At 60.7% G+C, this 15,114-nt stretch carries 15 protein-coding genes; 10 read left to right on the top strand and 5 right to left on the bottom strand.

Features of this window, described 5'->3' with window-relative positions; all coding sequences use genetic code 11:
- Positions 1-133 precede the first annotated feature (133 nt).
- Positions 134-805: a 7-carboxy-7-deazaguanine synthase QueE gene (gene queE, locus RE418_RS02405; protein ID WP_004932641.1), complete on the top strand. Its 672-nt coding sequence runs from the start codon at positions 134-136 to the stop codon at positions 803-805.
- Positions 806-848: 43 nt separating this feature from the next.
- On the top strand, positions 849-1,358 hold the full coding sequence (locus tag RE418_RS02400; RefSeq protein WP_158523376.1) for a GNAT family N-acetyltransferase: 510 nt from the start codon (positions 849-851) through the stop codon (positions 1,356-1,358).
- Positions 1,359-1,384: 26 nt separating this feature from the next.
- Here the strand turns inward: RE418_RS02400 and queD are convergent, their stop codons facing one another.
- Positions 1,385-1,744, bottom strand: a complete 360-nt coding sequence (queD, locus tag RE418_RS02395; RefSeq protein ID WP_025301608.1) for a 6-carboxytetrahydropterin synthase QueD — start codon at positions 1,742-1,744, stop codon at positions 1,385-1,387.
- Between the two features lie 436 nt (positions 1,745-2,180).
- On the opposite strand from queD, the gene cysJ reads away from it, so the two are divergent.
- The 3 genes from cysJ to RE418_RS02380 all read left to right on the top strand — a co-directional run bounded on the left by cysJ (position 2,181) and on the right by RE418_RS02380 (position 6,494).
- Entirely contained in the window at positions 2,181-3,983 is a 1,803-nt protein-coding gene (cysJ, locus tag RE418_RS02390) for an NADPH-dependent assimilatory sulfite reductase flavoprotein subunit (protein WP_025301609.1), read from the top strand.
- Positions 3,983-5,698, top strand: coding sequence for an assimilatory sulfite reductase (NADPH) hemoprotein subunit (cysI, locus tag RE418_RS02385; protein WP_043135856.1), 1,716 nt, complete (start codon positions 3,983-3,985; stop codon positions 5,696-5,698). The genes cysJ and cysI overlap by 1 nt, the downstream gene beginning before the upstream one ends.
- Positions 5,699-5,759: 61 nt before the next feature.
- The gene (locus RE418_RS02380; protein WP_016929052.1) at positions 5,760-6,494 is read left to right on the top strand and encodes a phosphoadenylyl-sulfate reductase; all 735 of its coding nucleotides are present in this window, start codon (positions 5,760-5,762) and stop codon (positions 6,492-6,494) included.
- Between the two features lie 55 nt (positions 6,495-6,549).
- On the opposite strand, the gene RE418_RS02375 is transcribed toward RE418_RS02380, so the two are convergent.
- Positions 6,550-7,620, bottom strand: coding sequence for an aminopeptidase (locus RE418_RS02375; RefSeq protein WP_025301612.1), 1,071 nt, complete (start codon positions 7,618-7,620; stop codon positions 6,550-6,552).
- 261 nt (positions 7,621-7,881) lie between these two features.
- On the opposite strand from RE418_RS02375, the gene cysG reads away from it, so the two are divergent.
- From cysG to RE418_RS02350, 5 genes are all read left to right on the top strand, one after another.
- On the top strand, positions 7,882-9,312 hold the full coding sequence (gene cysG, locus RE418_RS02370) for a siroheme synthase CysG (protein WP_043135853.1): 1,431 nt from the start codon (positions 7,882-7,884) through the stop codon (positions 9,310-9,312).
- A gap of 22 nt (positions 9,313-9,334) precedes the next feature.
- Complete coding sequence (gene cysD / locus RE418_RS02365) at positions 9,335-10,243, top strand: sulfate adenylyltransferase subunit CysD (protein ID WP_004932620.1); 909 nt, start codon at positions 9,335-9,337, stop codon at positions 10,241-10,243.
- 11 nt (positions 10,244-10,254) lie between these two features.
- Positions 10,255-11,682 (top strand): sulfate adenylyltransferase subunit CysN, encoded by a 1,428-nt coding sequence (gene cysN / locus RE418_RS02360; RefSeq protein WP_043135846.1) that lies wholly within the window; start codon positions 10,255-10,257, stop codon positions 11,680-11,682.
- Positions 11,621-12,310 carry an adenylyl-sulfate kinase gene (gene cysC, locus RE418_RS02355; protein ID WP_080287102.1) on the top strand — a complete coding sequence of 230 codons (690 nt, stop codon included), beginning with the start codon at positions 11,621-11,623 and terminating at the stop codon, positions 12,308-12,310. The genes cysN and cysC overlap by 62 nt, the downstream gene beginning before the upstream one ends.
- 84 nt (positions 12,311-12,394) lie before the next feature.
- Complete coding sequence (locus RE418_RS02350; protein WP_025301616.1) at positions 12,395-12,721, top strand: DUF3561 family protein; 327 nt, start codon at positions 12,395-12,397, stop codon at positions 12,719-12,721.
- A gap of 52 nt (positions 12,722-12,773) precedes the next feature.
- Here the strand turns inward: RE418_RS02350 and RE418_RS02345 are convergent, their stop codons facing one another.
- Genes RE418_RS02345 through RE418_RS02335 form a run of 3 tightly spaced genes read right to left on the bottom strand, consistent with a single transcriptional unit; the run spans position 12,774 to position 15,084 of the window.
- Positions 12,774-13,496 carry an amino acid ABC transporter ATP-binding protein gene (locus RE418_RS02345; RefSeq protein WP_043135839.1) on the bottom strand — a complete coding sequence of 241 codons (723 nt, stop codon included), beginning with the start codon at positions 13,494-13,496 and terminating at the stop codon, positions 12,774-12,776.
- Positions 13,480-14,292: an amino acid ABC transporter permease gene (locus RE418_RS02340; protein ID WP_049204754.1), complete on the bottom strand. Its 813-nt coding sequence runs from the start codon at positions 14,290-14,292 to the stop codon at positions 13,480-13,482. The genes RE418_RS02345 and RE418_RS02340 overlap by 17 nt, the downstream gene beginning before the upstream one ends.
- Positions 14,293-14,313: 21 nt before the next feature.
- Positions 14,314-15,084, bottom strand: coding sequence for a basic amino acid ABC transporter substrate-binding protein (locus tag RE418_RS02335; protein WP_025301618.1), 771 nt, complete (start codon positions 15,082-15,084; stop codon positions 14,314-14,316).
- Between the last annotated feature and the right edge of the window lie 30 nt (positions 15,085-15,114).

Raw genomic sequence — 15,114 nt, 5'->3', positions numbered from 1 at the left:
TTAAATGAACGCCATTGGCGGTGAGATATGCTGATGGCGGCGCGGAGGATAAAATTTAATACAATTTTGGCCGTTTGGTCGCCGGGCCGGAATCTGCGATAATCGCTTTTTACTTTTCCAGATTGAGAAACCGATGCAGTACCCGATCAACGAGATGTTCCAAACCTTGCAGGGCGAAGGCTTTTTCACCGGCGTGCCGGCCATTTTCATCCGCCTGCAGGGCTGCCCGGTAGGGTGCAGTTGGTGCGATACCAAACATACCTGGGAAAAGGAAGCCCATCGGGAAGTCGACCTGCAACGGATCCTGGTCAAAACAGAAGAGAGCGACGCCTGGGGCAATGCCAGCGCCGAGCAGCTGTTGGCGGTGATGCGCCAACAAGGCTACACCGCGCGTCATGTGGTGATCACCGGCGGCGAACCCTGCATTTACGATCTGGCGCCGCTGACCGAGCTGTTCGAACAGCACGGCTACCGTTGCCAGATTGAGACCAGCGGCACCCACGAAATTCGCTGCTCCGCCAACACCTGGGTGACGGTTTCACCCAAGGTGAATATGCGCGGCGGCATGAAGGTGCTGGATCAGGCGCTGCGGCGCGCTGACGAGGTGAAGCATCCGGTGGCGCGCGAGCGCGACATCGAGGCGCTGGATGCGCTGCTGGCGACGTTGCAGGATGACAAGGCGCGGATTATCGCGCTGCAACCGATCAGCCAGAAAGAAGAGGCGACCCGCCTGTGCATCGAAACCTGCATTGCGCGCAATTGGCGGCTGTCGATGCAGACCCACAAATATCTGAATATCGCCTGAGTTTTTTATTGGCCGCAGGCCTTCGAACGGGACGGGAGTTACGGTGAAAATTGTATCGCGTGCATTCGAGGCGGTGACGGAAGCGGAATTGCGGTCGATTCGCTCGCTGTTGTCCGACGCTTTCCCCGAGATAACCGACGGATTTTATTGGCGGCAGGTGCCGGCTTGTCTGGTGACCGCCACGGAAGGCGAGGCGATCGTCGGCCAACTGGCGGTGCATGAGCGGCCGGTGTTGATTGACGGTGAGGCCGAGGTGATCGGCATCATCGGGCTGGTGGCCGTGGCACACACGCATCGGCGCCGCGGCGTGGCCGCAAACATGCTGGTGAAGGCGCATGACTATTTGCGCAGTAAAGGGATCGCGTATTCCATACTGTTTGCGGTAAGCGAAAAGTACTATACCGGCGCCGGCTATCGGGCGATGGAAAACGAGACGGCGTTCATTGAGGATGGCGAGAGCAAAACGTTTGTCTATCGAGGGGGAATGGCGCTGAGCCTGTCGGAAAGGCCCTGGGCGGCGCGGCACCTGGATCTGCAAGGCGAGGTAGTGTGAGGGTATCTGCACATACCCTCACGGCATCAACCTTTATATACGCATCCCGCCGTACAGGTCTCTTTCACCATCACCGCAGTCAGTTCCGGTAACTGAGGCTTGAGCTGCTGCCAAATCCAGGCGGCGAGCACTTCGCTGGTGGGATTTTCCAATCCTGGAATATCGTTCAGATAATGGTGATCCAGCCGCTCCCAGATCGGGGAAAACACAGCCTTGAGCTCGGCGAAATCCATCACCCAACCGGTGTGGGGATCCACGTCACCGGTCACTTCCAGACGCACCATAAACGAATGCCCATGCAGACGGCCGCATTTGTGGCCCTCCGGTACATGCGGCAAACGGTGTGCGGCTTCAAACTGAAAATCTTTAAACAGCGTGGTTGCCATTATTACGGCCTCATTGACTCAAAAACCGCCGCATAGTACCGGAAAGCGCGCCTGCTTGCCATTTATACCGGTATGGTCTACCGCCACGGCAAACGCACCCGGTTAACACTTTTTTTGTTTGGTGTCTGCGGCACCTATCGGCTGGGGTTATGAGCCGAAATGTTGAACGGTGAAAAAATGATGAAAAAAAGTGCTTTATTTTCATCTGGATAAAAAACTTTGTTTAACGGTTTAAGCGTTATCCCTTACCAGAAAAACAGCTTAGTCATTTTGGTTATGATTTATTGCTATCCCTTATTTAATCGTTGCTATTCTGCTCGGTAACCTTACAAACTCTCCTGATCTTTTCCGCACACCCGACGCAGCGAAGAGACAGCGACTGGCACTGGCGCGCGCCTGGCAGGAAAGGCGCTAAGTATAGGAAATAAGTACAGCAATGACGACTCAGGCTCCTCCAACATCTTTGCTCCCGCTGACGCCCGAACAGCTGGCGCGCTTACAGGCGACGATCGGCGACTATTCGCCGACGCAGCTGGCGTGGCTGTCCGGTTATTTTTGGGGCATGGTCAATCAACAGCCCGGAGCCGTGGCCATTGCGCCTGCCGCCCCTGCGGCTGCGGCCGCCATCACCATCATTTCCGCTTCGCAGACCGGCAATGCGCGCCGCCTGGCGGAGCAGTTGCGCGACGATCTGTTGGCCGCCAATCTGAGCGCCACGTTGGTCAGCGCCGGCGACTACAAGTTCAAACAGATAGCGCAAGAGCGCCTGTTGGTGATCGTCGCCTCCACACAAGGGGAAGGCGAACCGGCGGAAGAAGCGGTGGCGCTGCATAAATTCCTGTTCTCGAAGAAGGCGCCGAAGCTCAATGACACCGCGTTTGCGGTGTTCGGGTTAGGCGACACCTCTTATGAGAATTTCTGCCAGTCAGGTAAAGATTTCGACGGCAAGCTGGCCGAGCTGGGTGCCGAGCGCCTGGTGGAGCGCGTAGATGCCGACGTGGAGTACCAGGAGCTGGCCGCCGCCTGGCGCAAACAGGTGGTGTCGGTGCTGAAGGCGCGCGCGCCGGCGGAAAGCGCTGCGCCGGGCGTGTTGGCCAGCGGCGCGGTCGACCTGATCGACAGCAGTCCGTACAGCAAGGAACAACCGCTCACCGCCCAACTGGCGGTCAAGCAGAAAATTACCGGCCGCGCGTCGGATAAAGACGTGCGCCATATCGAGATCGATCTGGGCGACTCCGGCCTGCGCTATCAGCCGGGCGATGCGCTCGGCGTATGGTTCGACAACGATCCGGCGCTGGTGGACGAACTGGTGCAGCTGTTGTGGCTGAAAGGCGACGAGCCGGTCGAGGTGGAAGGGAAGACCCTGCCGCTGGCGCAGGCGCTGCGCAGCCATTTCGAACTGACGCAGAACACCACGCCGATCGTCGATAAATACGCCGCGCTGTCGCGCGACGAAACGCTGATCGGTCTGTTGGCGGATAAGGCTGCGCTGCAGCAGTATGCGCACAACACGCCGATCGTCGACATGGTGCGCCAGGCGCCGGCGGATCTGAGCGCCGAACAGCTGGTCGGGCTGCTGCGTCCGCTGACGCCGCGCCTGTACTCCATCGCCTCTTCGCAGGCGGAGAACGAAAGCGAAGTGCACATCACCGTGGGCGTGGTGCGTTACGACATCGACGGGCGCGCCCGCAGCGGCGGCGCCTCCGGCTTCCTGGCGGATCGCCTGGAGGAAGACGGTGACGTGCGGGTGTTTATCGAGCACAACGACAACTTCCGCCTGCCGGCCAATCCGGAGGCGCCGGTGATCATGATCGGCCCGGGCACCGGCATCGCGCCGTTCCGCGCCTTTATGCAGCAGCGCGACGCCGACGGCGCCGGCGGCAAGAACTGGCTGTTCTTCGGCAACCCGCACTTTACCGAAGATTTCCTGTACCAGGTCGAATGGCAGCGCTACGTGAAAGACGGCCTGCTGACCCGCATCGATCTGGCCTGGTCCCGTGACCAGCAACATAAAATATACGTACAAGACAAACTGCGCGAACAGGGCGCAGAAGTGTGGCGCTGGATTCAGGAAGGCGCGCACATTTACGTCTGCGGCGATGCCAATCGCATGGCGAAAGACGTGGAAAACACATTACTGGAACTGGTGGCCGAGCACGGTGGCATGGATACCGAGCAGGCGGATGAATTTTTAAGTGAGCTGCGCCTTGAGCGCCGTTATCAGCGAGATGTTTACTGATGAGTGATAAACACCCCGGGCCTTTGGTAGTCGAAGGCAAACTGGCCGATGCGGAGCGCATGAAGAAGGAAAGCAACTTCCTGCGTGGCACCATCGCCGAAGATTTGAACGACGGCCTGACCGGCGGCTTCAACGGCGACAACTTCCTGCTGATCCGTTTTCACGGCATGTACCAGCAGGATGACCGTGACATTCGTGCCGAACGCGCCGAGCAGAAGCTGGAGCCGCGCCACGCCATGATGCTGCGCTGCCGCCTGCCGGGCGGCGTCATCAGCCCACAGCAGTGGCTGGGCATCGACAAGTTCGCGCAGGAGAGCACGCTGTACGGCAGCATTCGCATCACCAACCGCCAGACGTTCCAGTTTCACGGCATCCTGAAAGGCAATGTCAAACCGGTGCACCAGCTGCTGAACCGCCTGGGGCTGGACGCGCTGGCGACCGCCAACGACGTGAACCGCAACGTGCTGTGCACCTCCAACCCGGTGGAGTCCGAGCTGCATCAGGAAGCCTACGAGTGGGCGAAGAAGATCTCCGAACACCTGCTGCCGCGCACCCGCGCCTACGCCGAGGTGTGGCTGGATCAGGAAAAGGTGGCCACCACCGACGAAGAACCGATTCTGGGGCCGACCTACCTGCCGCGCAAATTTAAAACCACGGTGGTGATCCCGCCACAGAACGACGTCGATCTGCACGCCAACGACATGAACTTTGTGGCGATCGCCGAAAACGGCAAGCTGGTAGGCTTCAACCTGCTGGTGGGCGGCGGGCTGTCCATCGAACACGGCAACAAGAAAACCTACGCGCGCCAGGCCAGCGAGTTCGGCTACATTCCGCTCGAACATACGCTGGCGGTAGCGGAAGCGGTGGTGACCACGCAGCGCGACTGGGGCAACCGCACCGATCGCAAGAACGCCAAGACCAAATACACGCTGGAGCGCGTCGGGGTAGATGTTTTCCGCGCCGAAGTGGAAAAGCGCGCCGGCATTACTTTCGCGCCGATCCGGCCGTATGAATTCACCGGCCGCGGCGATCGCATCGGTTGGGTGAAGGGCATCGACGATCAATGGCACCTGACGCTGTTTATCGAGAACGGCCGCCTGCTGGACTATCCGGGGCGCCCGCTGAAGACCGGCATGGCGGAGATCGCCAAGATCCATAAAGGTGACTTCCGTCTGACGGCGAACCAAAACGTGATCATCGCCGGCGTGCCGGAAAGCGAGAAGGCGAAGATCGAAGCCCTAGCGCGCGATCATGGCCTGATCGACGACGAGATCAGCGAGCAACGCAAGAATTCGATGGCCTGCGTGTCGTTCCCGACCTGTCCGCTGGCGATGGCGGAGGCCGAGCGCTTCCTGCCGCAGTTCGTCACCAAGGTGGAGGGGATCATGCATCGGCACGGGGTGGGCGACGAGCATATCGTGCTGCGCATTACCGGCTGCCCGAACGGCTGCGGCCGCGCGCTGCTGGCGGAGCTGGGGCTGGTGGGCAAGGCGGTCGGCCGTTATAACCTGCATTTGGGCGGCAACCGCGAAGGCACGCGCATTCCGCGCATGTACCGCGAGAACATCAACGAAGACGAGATCCTGAACGAGATCGACCTGTTGGTGGGGCGCTGGGCGGAGGAGCGCAACGGCGGCGAAGGCTTCGGCGACTTCACCGTGCGTGCGGGCATCGTCAAACCGGTGCTGGATCCGGCGCGAGATTTCTGGGAGTGAGGCCGGGCGGCCTCTGGGCAGAGGGGCCGCGCAGGTAATTTCAAGCATCAGGAGAGACAACATGGCTGAATTCGATCTGGCGGCGCTGAACGCGTTGCCCAAATCCGGGCAGGCGCTGGCATTGGCGGTAGTCAACGGCCAACTGGAGACCCTCAGCGCCGAACAGCGCGTTGCATGGGCGCTGGAGCATCTGCCCGGCGAGTTCGTACTCTCGTCCAGTTTCGGCATTCAGGCGGCGGTATGTCTGCACCTGGTGACGCGCATCCGGCCGGATATCCCGGTGATCCTGACCGACACCGGTTACCTGTTCCCGGAAACCTATCGCTTTATCGATCAACTGACCGACCAGCTGAAGCTGAATCTGCAGGTGTTCCGCGCCGAACAGTCTCCCGCCTGGCAAGAGGCGCGCTATGGCAAGCTGTGGGAACAGGGCGTGGAAGGGATTGAAAAGTACAACCAGATCAACAAGGTTGAGCCGATGAACCGCGCGCTGGAGACGCTGGGGGCGCAGAGCTGGTTCGCCGGTCTGCGGCGCGAGCAGTCCGGTAGCCGCGCCAATCTGCCGGTGCTGGCGGTGCAGCGTGGGGTGTTCAAGATCCTGCCGATCATCGACTGGGACAACCGCAAGATTTACCAGTATCTGACCGAACACGGGCTGAGTTATCACCCGCTGTGGGAACAGGGCTACCTGTCGGTAGGCGATACCCACACCACCCAGAAATGGGAGCCGGGCATGAGTGAGGAAGAGACGCGTTTCTTCGGCCTGAAGCGCGAGTGCGGTCTGCACGAAGGCTAAAAGAGGCGAATCACCCGACAGGGCTCAGCAATGCTGGGCCCTGTTTTTTTGTAGGCTACTTTTTCTTTTGTGCTTTCGGCGGGTGCGCCTGCGCCAACTCTTTGATCAGCGGCAGCAGGATCTGCACGCTGTCGCGGCTGCGTTTGTCGATCCGCCCCGGCAGATAGCGATCCAGATACTGCAGGTTGTCGTATTGCGGGCGGTGCCAGGTGATGCCCTGCGGGAAGTGCGGGCTGACGGCGCGCTGCTGATAGCCGTCCTTCTCCCCCAACGACCAGTTGGTGGCCTCTACCGACAATACCGGGATGCCTGCGGCATCGAACACCTCTTGATCGGAGCAGCAGCCGGTGCCCTGCGGATGCTGTGCGCTGCCTGGATTGGTGGCGGCGGCGATGCCGTAGCGATGGGCGATATCCAGCGCGCGATCGCGGGAGCGCTTCGCCATCTGCGGCGGCGTGTTGCGCCCGGCGTTGAAGTACAGCCGATCGCCAGTGATCAGGCTGTCGAGATTGATCACCAGCACGGTGTTGCTTTTCTCTTCCGCACTCATTCGCTGCAGGTAGTTCTGCGCCCCCAGCGAACCGAGCTCTTCGGCGCTGGTGGCGACGAAGCGCAGGCCGTAGGCGGTGGGGATGTTCTTCAGGCGTTCCGCCAGTTCCAGCATTACGCCGATGCCGGAGGCGTTGTCGTCGACGCCCTGCAGCGTCAAGCCACCGAGGTTGTTATCCAGATCCTCGTCGCTCTGCGGCGTATAGGTGTCGAAGTGGGCGACGACCACGATTTGTTTCGGGCTGTCGCCGTTGCGGGCGGCGATCACCGAGCTGGCGGTGACGTTGTTCCAGTTCTTCTTGCCATCTTTGCTGGTGTAGAGATAGCGCGTATTGACGCTGCGAATATCGCTTTGGTAACCCATCTTGCTGAATTGCTGCTTCAGGTAGTCGGCGGTGAGCAATTCGGCCGGGCTGCCCGCCATGCGGCCGGGGAAGTAAGTGGCGATGTGGCGGGTCTGTTCGGCGGCGAAACGGCCCATTGGCGCGTCTTTTACGGGCTGTGCGGCACACACGCTGAAGACGCCGCCGAGTGCGAGGGCCAGCAGGCTGGTCTTCAGGTAAAAACGGGAAAACATACCGAAAAATCCTTCTTTGCTATCGGCGCTGCCGATCATTTTTCTTCGGCACCCAGTATGAGACGCCGGGCGGCATTACACAATTTCCCTGTCTCTTAATTTTCGCGCCAACGCGCAAACTGCTGTCGTGAGTATCACCGTTTGCCTTCGGCGTTGCGGCCTATATTCCATAAAGGAACTAATCATTCCTTTTCGTCATTTCAGAGGCTAAATCTCAGCCCGTATAGTCACACTATCTTTCTGTTATATGAAAAGGCTGTTGTGGACTATCTACCAATATTCGCCGACCTGAAACAACGTCCGGTACTGGTCGTTGGCGGTGGTGACGTGGCGGCGCGCAAAGTCGATCTGCTTCAGCGCGCCGGGGCTGAAATACGGATAGTTGCGCAGTCGCTCTCACCGGAACTGGAACAACAACGTCAGCAAGGGCAGGTGCTCTGGCTGGGGAAAAGCTTTGATCCGCAGCAGCTGGACGACGTGTTTCTGGCGATCGCCGCCACGGACGACAACGCGCTGAACGCCGCGGTGTTCGCCGAGGCGGATAAACGCCGGGTGCTGGCCAACGTGGTGGACGATCAGCCGCGTTGTTCGTTCATCTTCCCGTCGATCATCGATCGCTCGCCGCTGGTGGTGGCCGTATCGTCCAGCGGCCAGGCGCCGGTGCTGGCGCGGTTGCTGCGCGAAAAGCTGGAGGCGTTGCTACCCGCCAGTTTGGGGCAGATGGCGCAGGTGGCGGGCCGCTGGCGCGGCCAGGTCAAACAGCGGCTGGCCTCGATTGGCGAGCGTCGCCGTTTCTGGGAGAAAACCTTTGGCGGTCGTTTCGCCACGCTGGTGGCCAACGGCCAGACGGCGCAGGCGGAACGGCAGCTGGAGCAGGATTTGCACCGCTTCGCCGCAGGCGATGAAGGCGCGCAGGGCGAGATCGCTCTGGTGGGCGCCGGGCCGGGCGACGTGGGGCTGTTGACCCTGCGTGGGCTGCAGGTGATGCAGCAGGCGGACGTGGTGCTGTATGACCATCTGGTCAGCGGCGAAATCCTCGATCTGGTGCGCCGTGACGCCGAACGCATCTGCGTGGGCAAGCGCGCCGGCGCGCACTCGGTGATCCAGGAGGAGACCAATCGGCTGCTGGTGGAACTGGCGCAGCAGGGCAAACGCGTGGTGCGCCTCAAGGGTGGCGATCCGTTCATCTTTGGCCGCGGCGGCGAAGAGCTGCAGGTGGCTGCCGCCGCCGGCATCCCGTTCCAGGTGGTGCCGGGCGTCACGGCCGCCGCGGGGGCGACCGCCTACGCCGGCATTCCGCTGACGCACCGCGACCACGCGCAGAGCGTGACCTTTATCACCGGCCACTGCCGCCCCGACGGCGATGGCCTGGACTGGGCCGATCTGGCTCGGGCGCGGCAGACGTTGGCTATCTATATGGGCACGATGAAGGCGGCGGACATTAGCCAGCGGCTGATCGCCCACGGTCGCGCTGCCGCGACGCCGGTGGCGGTGATCAGCCGCGGCACGCGCGCCGATCAGCAGGTGCAGATCGGCACGCTGGAACAACTGGAACACCTGGCCCAACAGGCGCCGCTGCCGGCGCTGTTGGTGATCGGCGAAGTGGTGGAACTGCACCATCAAATCGCCTGGTTCGGGCATCAATCGCAGACGGAAGGGGCAGCGCGCCCGGCCGTCGTGAATTTGGCATAGGCAAGGCTTTTAAGGACCTGTTATGGACGAAAAACGACTCACTCATTTGCGGCAATTGGAGGCGGAGAGTATCCATATCATCCGTGAAGTCGCCGCTGAATTCGCCAACCCGGTGATGCTGTATTCCATCGGCAAAGACTCTTCCGTGATGCTGCATCTGGCGCGCAAGGCGTTCTTCCCCGGCACGCTGCCGTTCCCGCTGCTGCACGTCGATACCGGCTGGAAATTCCGCGAAATGTACGAATTCCGCGATCGCACCGCGAAGGAGTACGGCTTCGAGCTGCTGGTGCATAAAAACCCGGAAGGGGTGGCGATGGGCATTAACCCGTTCGTGCACGGCAGCGCCAAGCATACCGACATCATGAAGACCGAGGGCCTGAAGCAGGCGCTGAACAAGTACGGTTTCGACGCCGCCTTCGGCGGTGCGCGGCGCGACGAGGAGAAATCGCGCGCCAAAGAGCGCATCTATTCGTTCCGCGATCGCTTCCACCGCTGGGATCCGAAAAACCAACGGCCGGAGCTGTGGCACAACTACAACGGCCAGATCAACAAAGGGGAGAGCATCCGCGTCTTCCCGCTGTCGAACTGGACCGAGCTGGATATCTGGCAGTACATCTTCCTGGAAAAGATCGACATCGTGCCGCTGTACCTGGCGAAACCACGCCCGGTGGTGGAGCGCGACGGCATGCTGATGATGGTGGACGACGATCGCATCGATCTGCAGCCGGGCGAAGTGATCAGCCAGCGCATGGTGCGTTTCCGCACCCTGGGGTGCTGGCCGCTGACCGGCGCGGTGGACTCGCAGGCGCAAACCCTGCCGGAGATCATCGAAGAAATGCTGGTCTCCACCACCAGTGAACGCCAGGGGCGGATGATCGATCGCGATCAGTCCGGCTCGATGGAGCTGAAAAAGCGTCAAGGGTATTTCTAAGGAGCCGCCGGATGAACAACGCAATTGCACAACAAATCGCTGACCAGGGCGGCGTCGAGTCCTATCTGCACGCGCAGCAGCACAAGAGCCTGCTGCGCTTTCTGACCTGCGGCAGCGTCGACGACGGCAAAAGCACCCTGATCGGCCGCCTGCTGCACGATACCCGCCAGATCTACGAGGATCAGCTGTCGACGCTGCACAGCGACAGCAAACGCATCGGCACCCAGGGCGAGAAGCTCGATCTGGCGCTGCTGGTGGACGGCCTGCAGGCCGAGCGCGAACAAGGCATCACCATCGACGTGGCCTATCGCTACTTCTCGACCGAAAAACGCAAGTTTATCATCGCCGATACCCCGGGGCATGAGCAGTACACCCGCAACATGGCCACCGGTGCCTCTACCTGCGATCTAGCGATCCTGCTGATCGACGCTCGCAAAGGGGTGCTGGATCAGACTCGCCGCCACAGCTTTATCGCGACCCTGCTGGGCATTCGCCATCTGGTGGTCGCGGTGAACAAGATGGATCTGGTGGACTATCAGGAAGCGGTGTTCGAGCAGTTCAAACAGGATTACCTGACCTTCGCCCAGCAGCTGCCAGGCGACCTGGACATCAAATTTGTGCCGCTGTCGGCGCTGGACGGCGACAACGTGGCGAGCGAAAGCGCCCATATGCCGTGGTACAGCGGCCCGACGCTGCTGGAAGTGCTGGAGAGCGTTGACGTGATCAGCGAGCGAGAAAACCAGCCGCTGCGTTTCCCGGTGCAGTACGTCAACCGCCCGAACCTCGATTTTCGCGGCTATGCCGGCACGCTGTCTGCCGGCGTGGTGCGGGTGGGGCAACGGGTCAAAGTGCTGCCTTCCGGTGTGGAGTCCAGCGTGGCGCGCATCGTGACCTTCGACGGCGATCTGCAAGAAGCGGTGCCGGGCGAGGCGATTACGCTGGTGCTGAAGGATGAAGTGGACATCAGCCGGGGCGATCTGCTGGTCGACGCCGGCGAAAGTCTGCAGGCGGCGCAGAGCGCGCTGGTGGACGTAGTATGGATGGCCGAGCAGCCGTTGGTGCCGGGCCAGAGCTACGACATCAAGATCGCCGGTAAAAAGACCCGCGCACGCGTGGAGAGCATCCGTCATCAGGTGGAGATCAATACGCTGACGCAGCATCCGGCCGACACGTTGCCGCTCAACGGCATCGGATTGGTGGAACTGACCTTCGACGAACCGCTGGTGCTGGACAGCTACCAGAACAATCACGACACCGGCGGGCTGATCTTTATCGATCGCATGAGCAACGTGACGGTTGGTGCCGGTCTGGTGCGTGAGACGCTGCAGGCCGCATCGGCGGCGCGCGGCGAATTCAGCGCCTTCGAGCTGGAGCTGAATGCGCTGGTGCGCAAGCACTTCCCGCACTGGGGCGCGCGCGATCTGCTCGGTGGCCGATAAGGTGGCCGTTGAACTGAGGGCGACCGGGCCGGACGACGAAAATGTGGTTTGGCATCCGCACGCGGTGACGCGCGCGGATCGCGAAGCGCGCAACGGCCATCGCGGCGCGGTGCTGTGGTTTACCGGGCTGTCCGGCTCGGGCAAATCCACCGTCGCCGGCACGCTGGAGCAGGCGCTGCATGGGCTCGGCGTCAGCACCTACCTGCTGGACGGCGATAACGTGCGCCATGGCCTGTGCCGCGATCTCGGCTTCTCCGACGAGGATCGGCGCGAGAACATTCGCCGGGTGGGGGAAGTGGCCAAGCTGATGGTGGACGCCGGGCTGGTGGTGCTGACCGCGTTCATTTCGCCGCACCGCGCCGAGCGGCAAATGGTGCGCGAGATGCTCGGCGACGATCGCTTTATCGAGGTGTTTGTCGATACGCCGTTGGCGATCTGCGAGGCGCGCGATCCGAAGGGATTGTATAAGAAAGCGCGCGCCGGCGAGCTGCGCAATTTCACCGGTATCGACGCGGTTTACGAGGCGCCGCAGCAGCCGGAAATCCACCTTGATGGCCAACAATTGGTAACAAATTTGATTGCGCAATTGTTAGACGTGTTGCGTGGTCAGGCTATTATCAAACCCTGAATTCAAAAAAAGCGTGTGGCGTTTTTCGCCATGCGCTTTTTACTCTAAGCCGCCGCAGAGCGAGCCGAATAACCAGGGATCACTATGCAAAATGTCACGCCTATCTTGATCGACGCCAAGCAATCAAAACAGGAGAGAGAGGAGCCTTCTTATTCTTTCCTGGGCGGCGTCAGCGGCTTTGTTTTCTACTGGCTGGCGTTCGCGTTGCCGTTTCTGGTTTACGGTTCCAACACGCTGTTTTTCCTGCTTTATACTTGGCCATTCTTCCTGGCGCTGATGCCGCTGTCGGTGTTGATCGGCATCACCCTCAGCATGCTGCTGCGCGGTCGTCTGATCTTGACGCTGCTGTTGACCGGCACCATTGTGCTGTGCCTGTTTTGGCTGGTGTTCAGCTTCCTGACCGGGTGGTGAGGGAGCGGGCGCCGATGCCGGCGCCCGAAGGATTGCAAAGCGGTGCCGAAGGTTACAAAACTTTGCTTAGAAATGCCTGAGTGCGCGGATTAGTCGGATGGCTGAAGATCTGCTGCGGTGCGCCTTCCTCCTGAATGATCCCCTGATCGATAAACAGCACCCGGTCGGCCACCTCGCGGGCAAAGCCCATCTCATGCGTGACGACCACCATGGTCATGCCCTCGTGGGCCAGCGATTTCATCACTGCCAATACTTCGCCCACCAGCTCCGGATCGAGCGCGGAGGTCGGTTCGTCGAACAGCATGATCTTCGGCTCCATCGCCAGCGCGCGGGCGATCGCCACCCGCTGCTGCTGGCCGCCGGACAGGCTGTTGGGGTAGGCGTCAATCTTGTCGAGCAGGCCGACCTTGCGCAGCAGCTGTTCAGCTTGCGTAATGGCTTCGGCGCGCGGCAGTTTCTTCACGCTTACCGGTGCCATGATGATGTTTTCCAACACCGTCATGTGCGGGAACAGGTTGAAGCGCTGAAATACCATGCCCACGCTTTCACGCATTTTGTTCAGGTCGGTTTTCTGATCGTGGACGGCGAAGCCATTCACCTCGATCTCGCCGCCGGAGAGCGTTTCCAGCGCGTTGATGCAGCGCAGGAAGGTGCTCTTCCCTGAGCCGGAAGGGCCGATGACGCACACCACTTCATTGGCGGCGATCTGACAGGAAATGCCGCGCAGCACGTGGCTTTCGCCGAACTGTTTTTGCAGGTTATGTACGCGAATCACTTTTACCGAACCTCTTTTCCATGTGTTGCACCAGCAGCGAGAGCAGGAAGGTGATGACCCAATAGACCAGCGAAATGGTCAGATAGGGCTCCCAGTAAGTGGCGTAGGCGCCGGAGACGGTACGGGCGGCATAGGCCAGATCCGCCAGGCCGATGGCGGAGGCCAGCGACGAATCCTTGACGATCGCGATGGCGTTGTTGCCCAGCGGCGGCAGCATGCGGCGGAAGGCCTGCGGCAAGATAACCTGTCGCATGGTCTTGCCGTAGCTCATGCCCAGCGAACGCGAAGCCTCCATCTGACCGCGATCGATCGATTGGATCCCGGCGCGGAAGATCTCCGACACATAGGCGCCGGCGTTGAGCGTGATCGCCACCACGCAGGAAAGAAAGGCACCGTAGTCGGCGCGCAGAGCACGGGCGAAATCGACGCTCATCAGGCCGCTGGTGACCAACAGGCCGTCGCGCGGATTGATGAACAGCGGCACCAATGCAAAGTGCACCACCATGATCTGCACGAACAGCGGCGTGCCGCGAAAGGCGCTGATGTAGATGCGTACCGGCCACTGAACGCCGTAATGCAGGATGGGTTTCCAGATGCCGTGCGGCGCCTGCGCCAAGCGGCCCAGCCCGAGGATCAAGCCCCAGGTGGTGCCCAGCAGCACGCAGATAATGGTGCATTTGATGGTCATCCAGGCGCCTTCCATAAACAACGGCGCGTATTCCTGGATGATCTCCCAGCGGAAGTTCAAAGGGTGTTCCTTCTTGGTAGGCTGAAACGGTGGCGCGCCGACGCCCATGCGGGCGCCGGCGGCAGGGCATTATTCCGCCGGCAGCGTCGGTACGTTGCTGTCGAACCAGGTTTGGTAGATCTTGGCGTAGGTGCCGTCGGCGACGATTTTCTTCAGGCCGGCGTTGATTTTGTTGCGCAGCTCATCGTTGCCTTTGGCGACGGCGATGCCGAAATACTGGCGCTCAAACTTGGCGTCGGGCACCAACTTGAAGGCTTTCTCAGGGTGGGTTTTGATATAGAACTTGGCCACGCCGACGTCGCCGACCGCCGCGCCGATGCCGTCTTCATACAGCTCTTGCAGCATCAGCGGGGTATTGTCGAAGCGCTTGATAGCGGTGCTGTTTTTACCCAGCACGTCGGACACCACGATGTCGCCGGTGCTGGAGTTCACCACGCCGACCTTCAGCGCCTTCAGCGCGGCGATGGAGTCCACCGTCGAGTCTTGCGGCACCACGATAGCCTGTTCGGCCGGGAAGTAAGGCGCCGAGAAATCAACCATTTGCTTGCGCTTGTCGGTGATGGTGATGCCGGAAATGATGATGTCGCGATCGCCGGAATTCAACGTGGCGAAGATCCCCTCCCACGGCGTATTGATCAGTTTGATTTGGAAGCCTTCGGCTTTGGCCACCGCTTTGATGATGTCGATGTCGAAACCTTCCAGCTGCTTTTGGCTGTTTTCAAACTCGAACGGCCGATAGGTGCCGCCGGAGCCGACGACGTAGGTCGTTTCAGCCGCTAACGCGGCGGTGGAGAAGGTGGCGGCCAGGCAGGCGCCGATCAGAACTAAACGTTTTAACATCGCGATCCCCGATAATGAATGGTTATATAT

The organism is Serratia sp. szju (assembly GCF_044594185.1).
In the GTDB taxonomy this organism is placed as follows: Bacteria; Pseudomonadota; Gammaproteobacteria; order Enterobacterales; family Enterobacteriaceae; genus Serratia; species Serratia bockelmannii.
The sequence above is the reverse complement of the archived record's forward strand: the minus strand, read 5'-3'. Positions and strand labels throughout refer to the sequence as shown.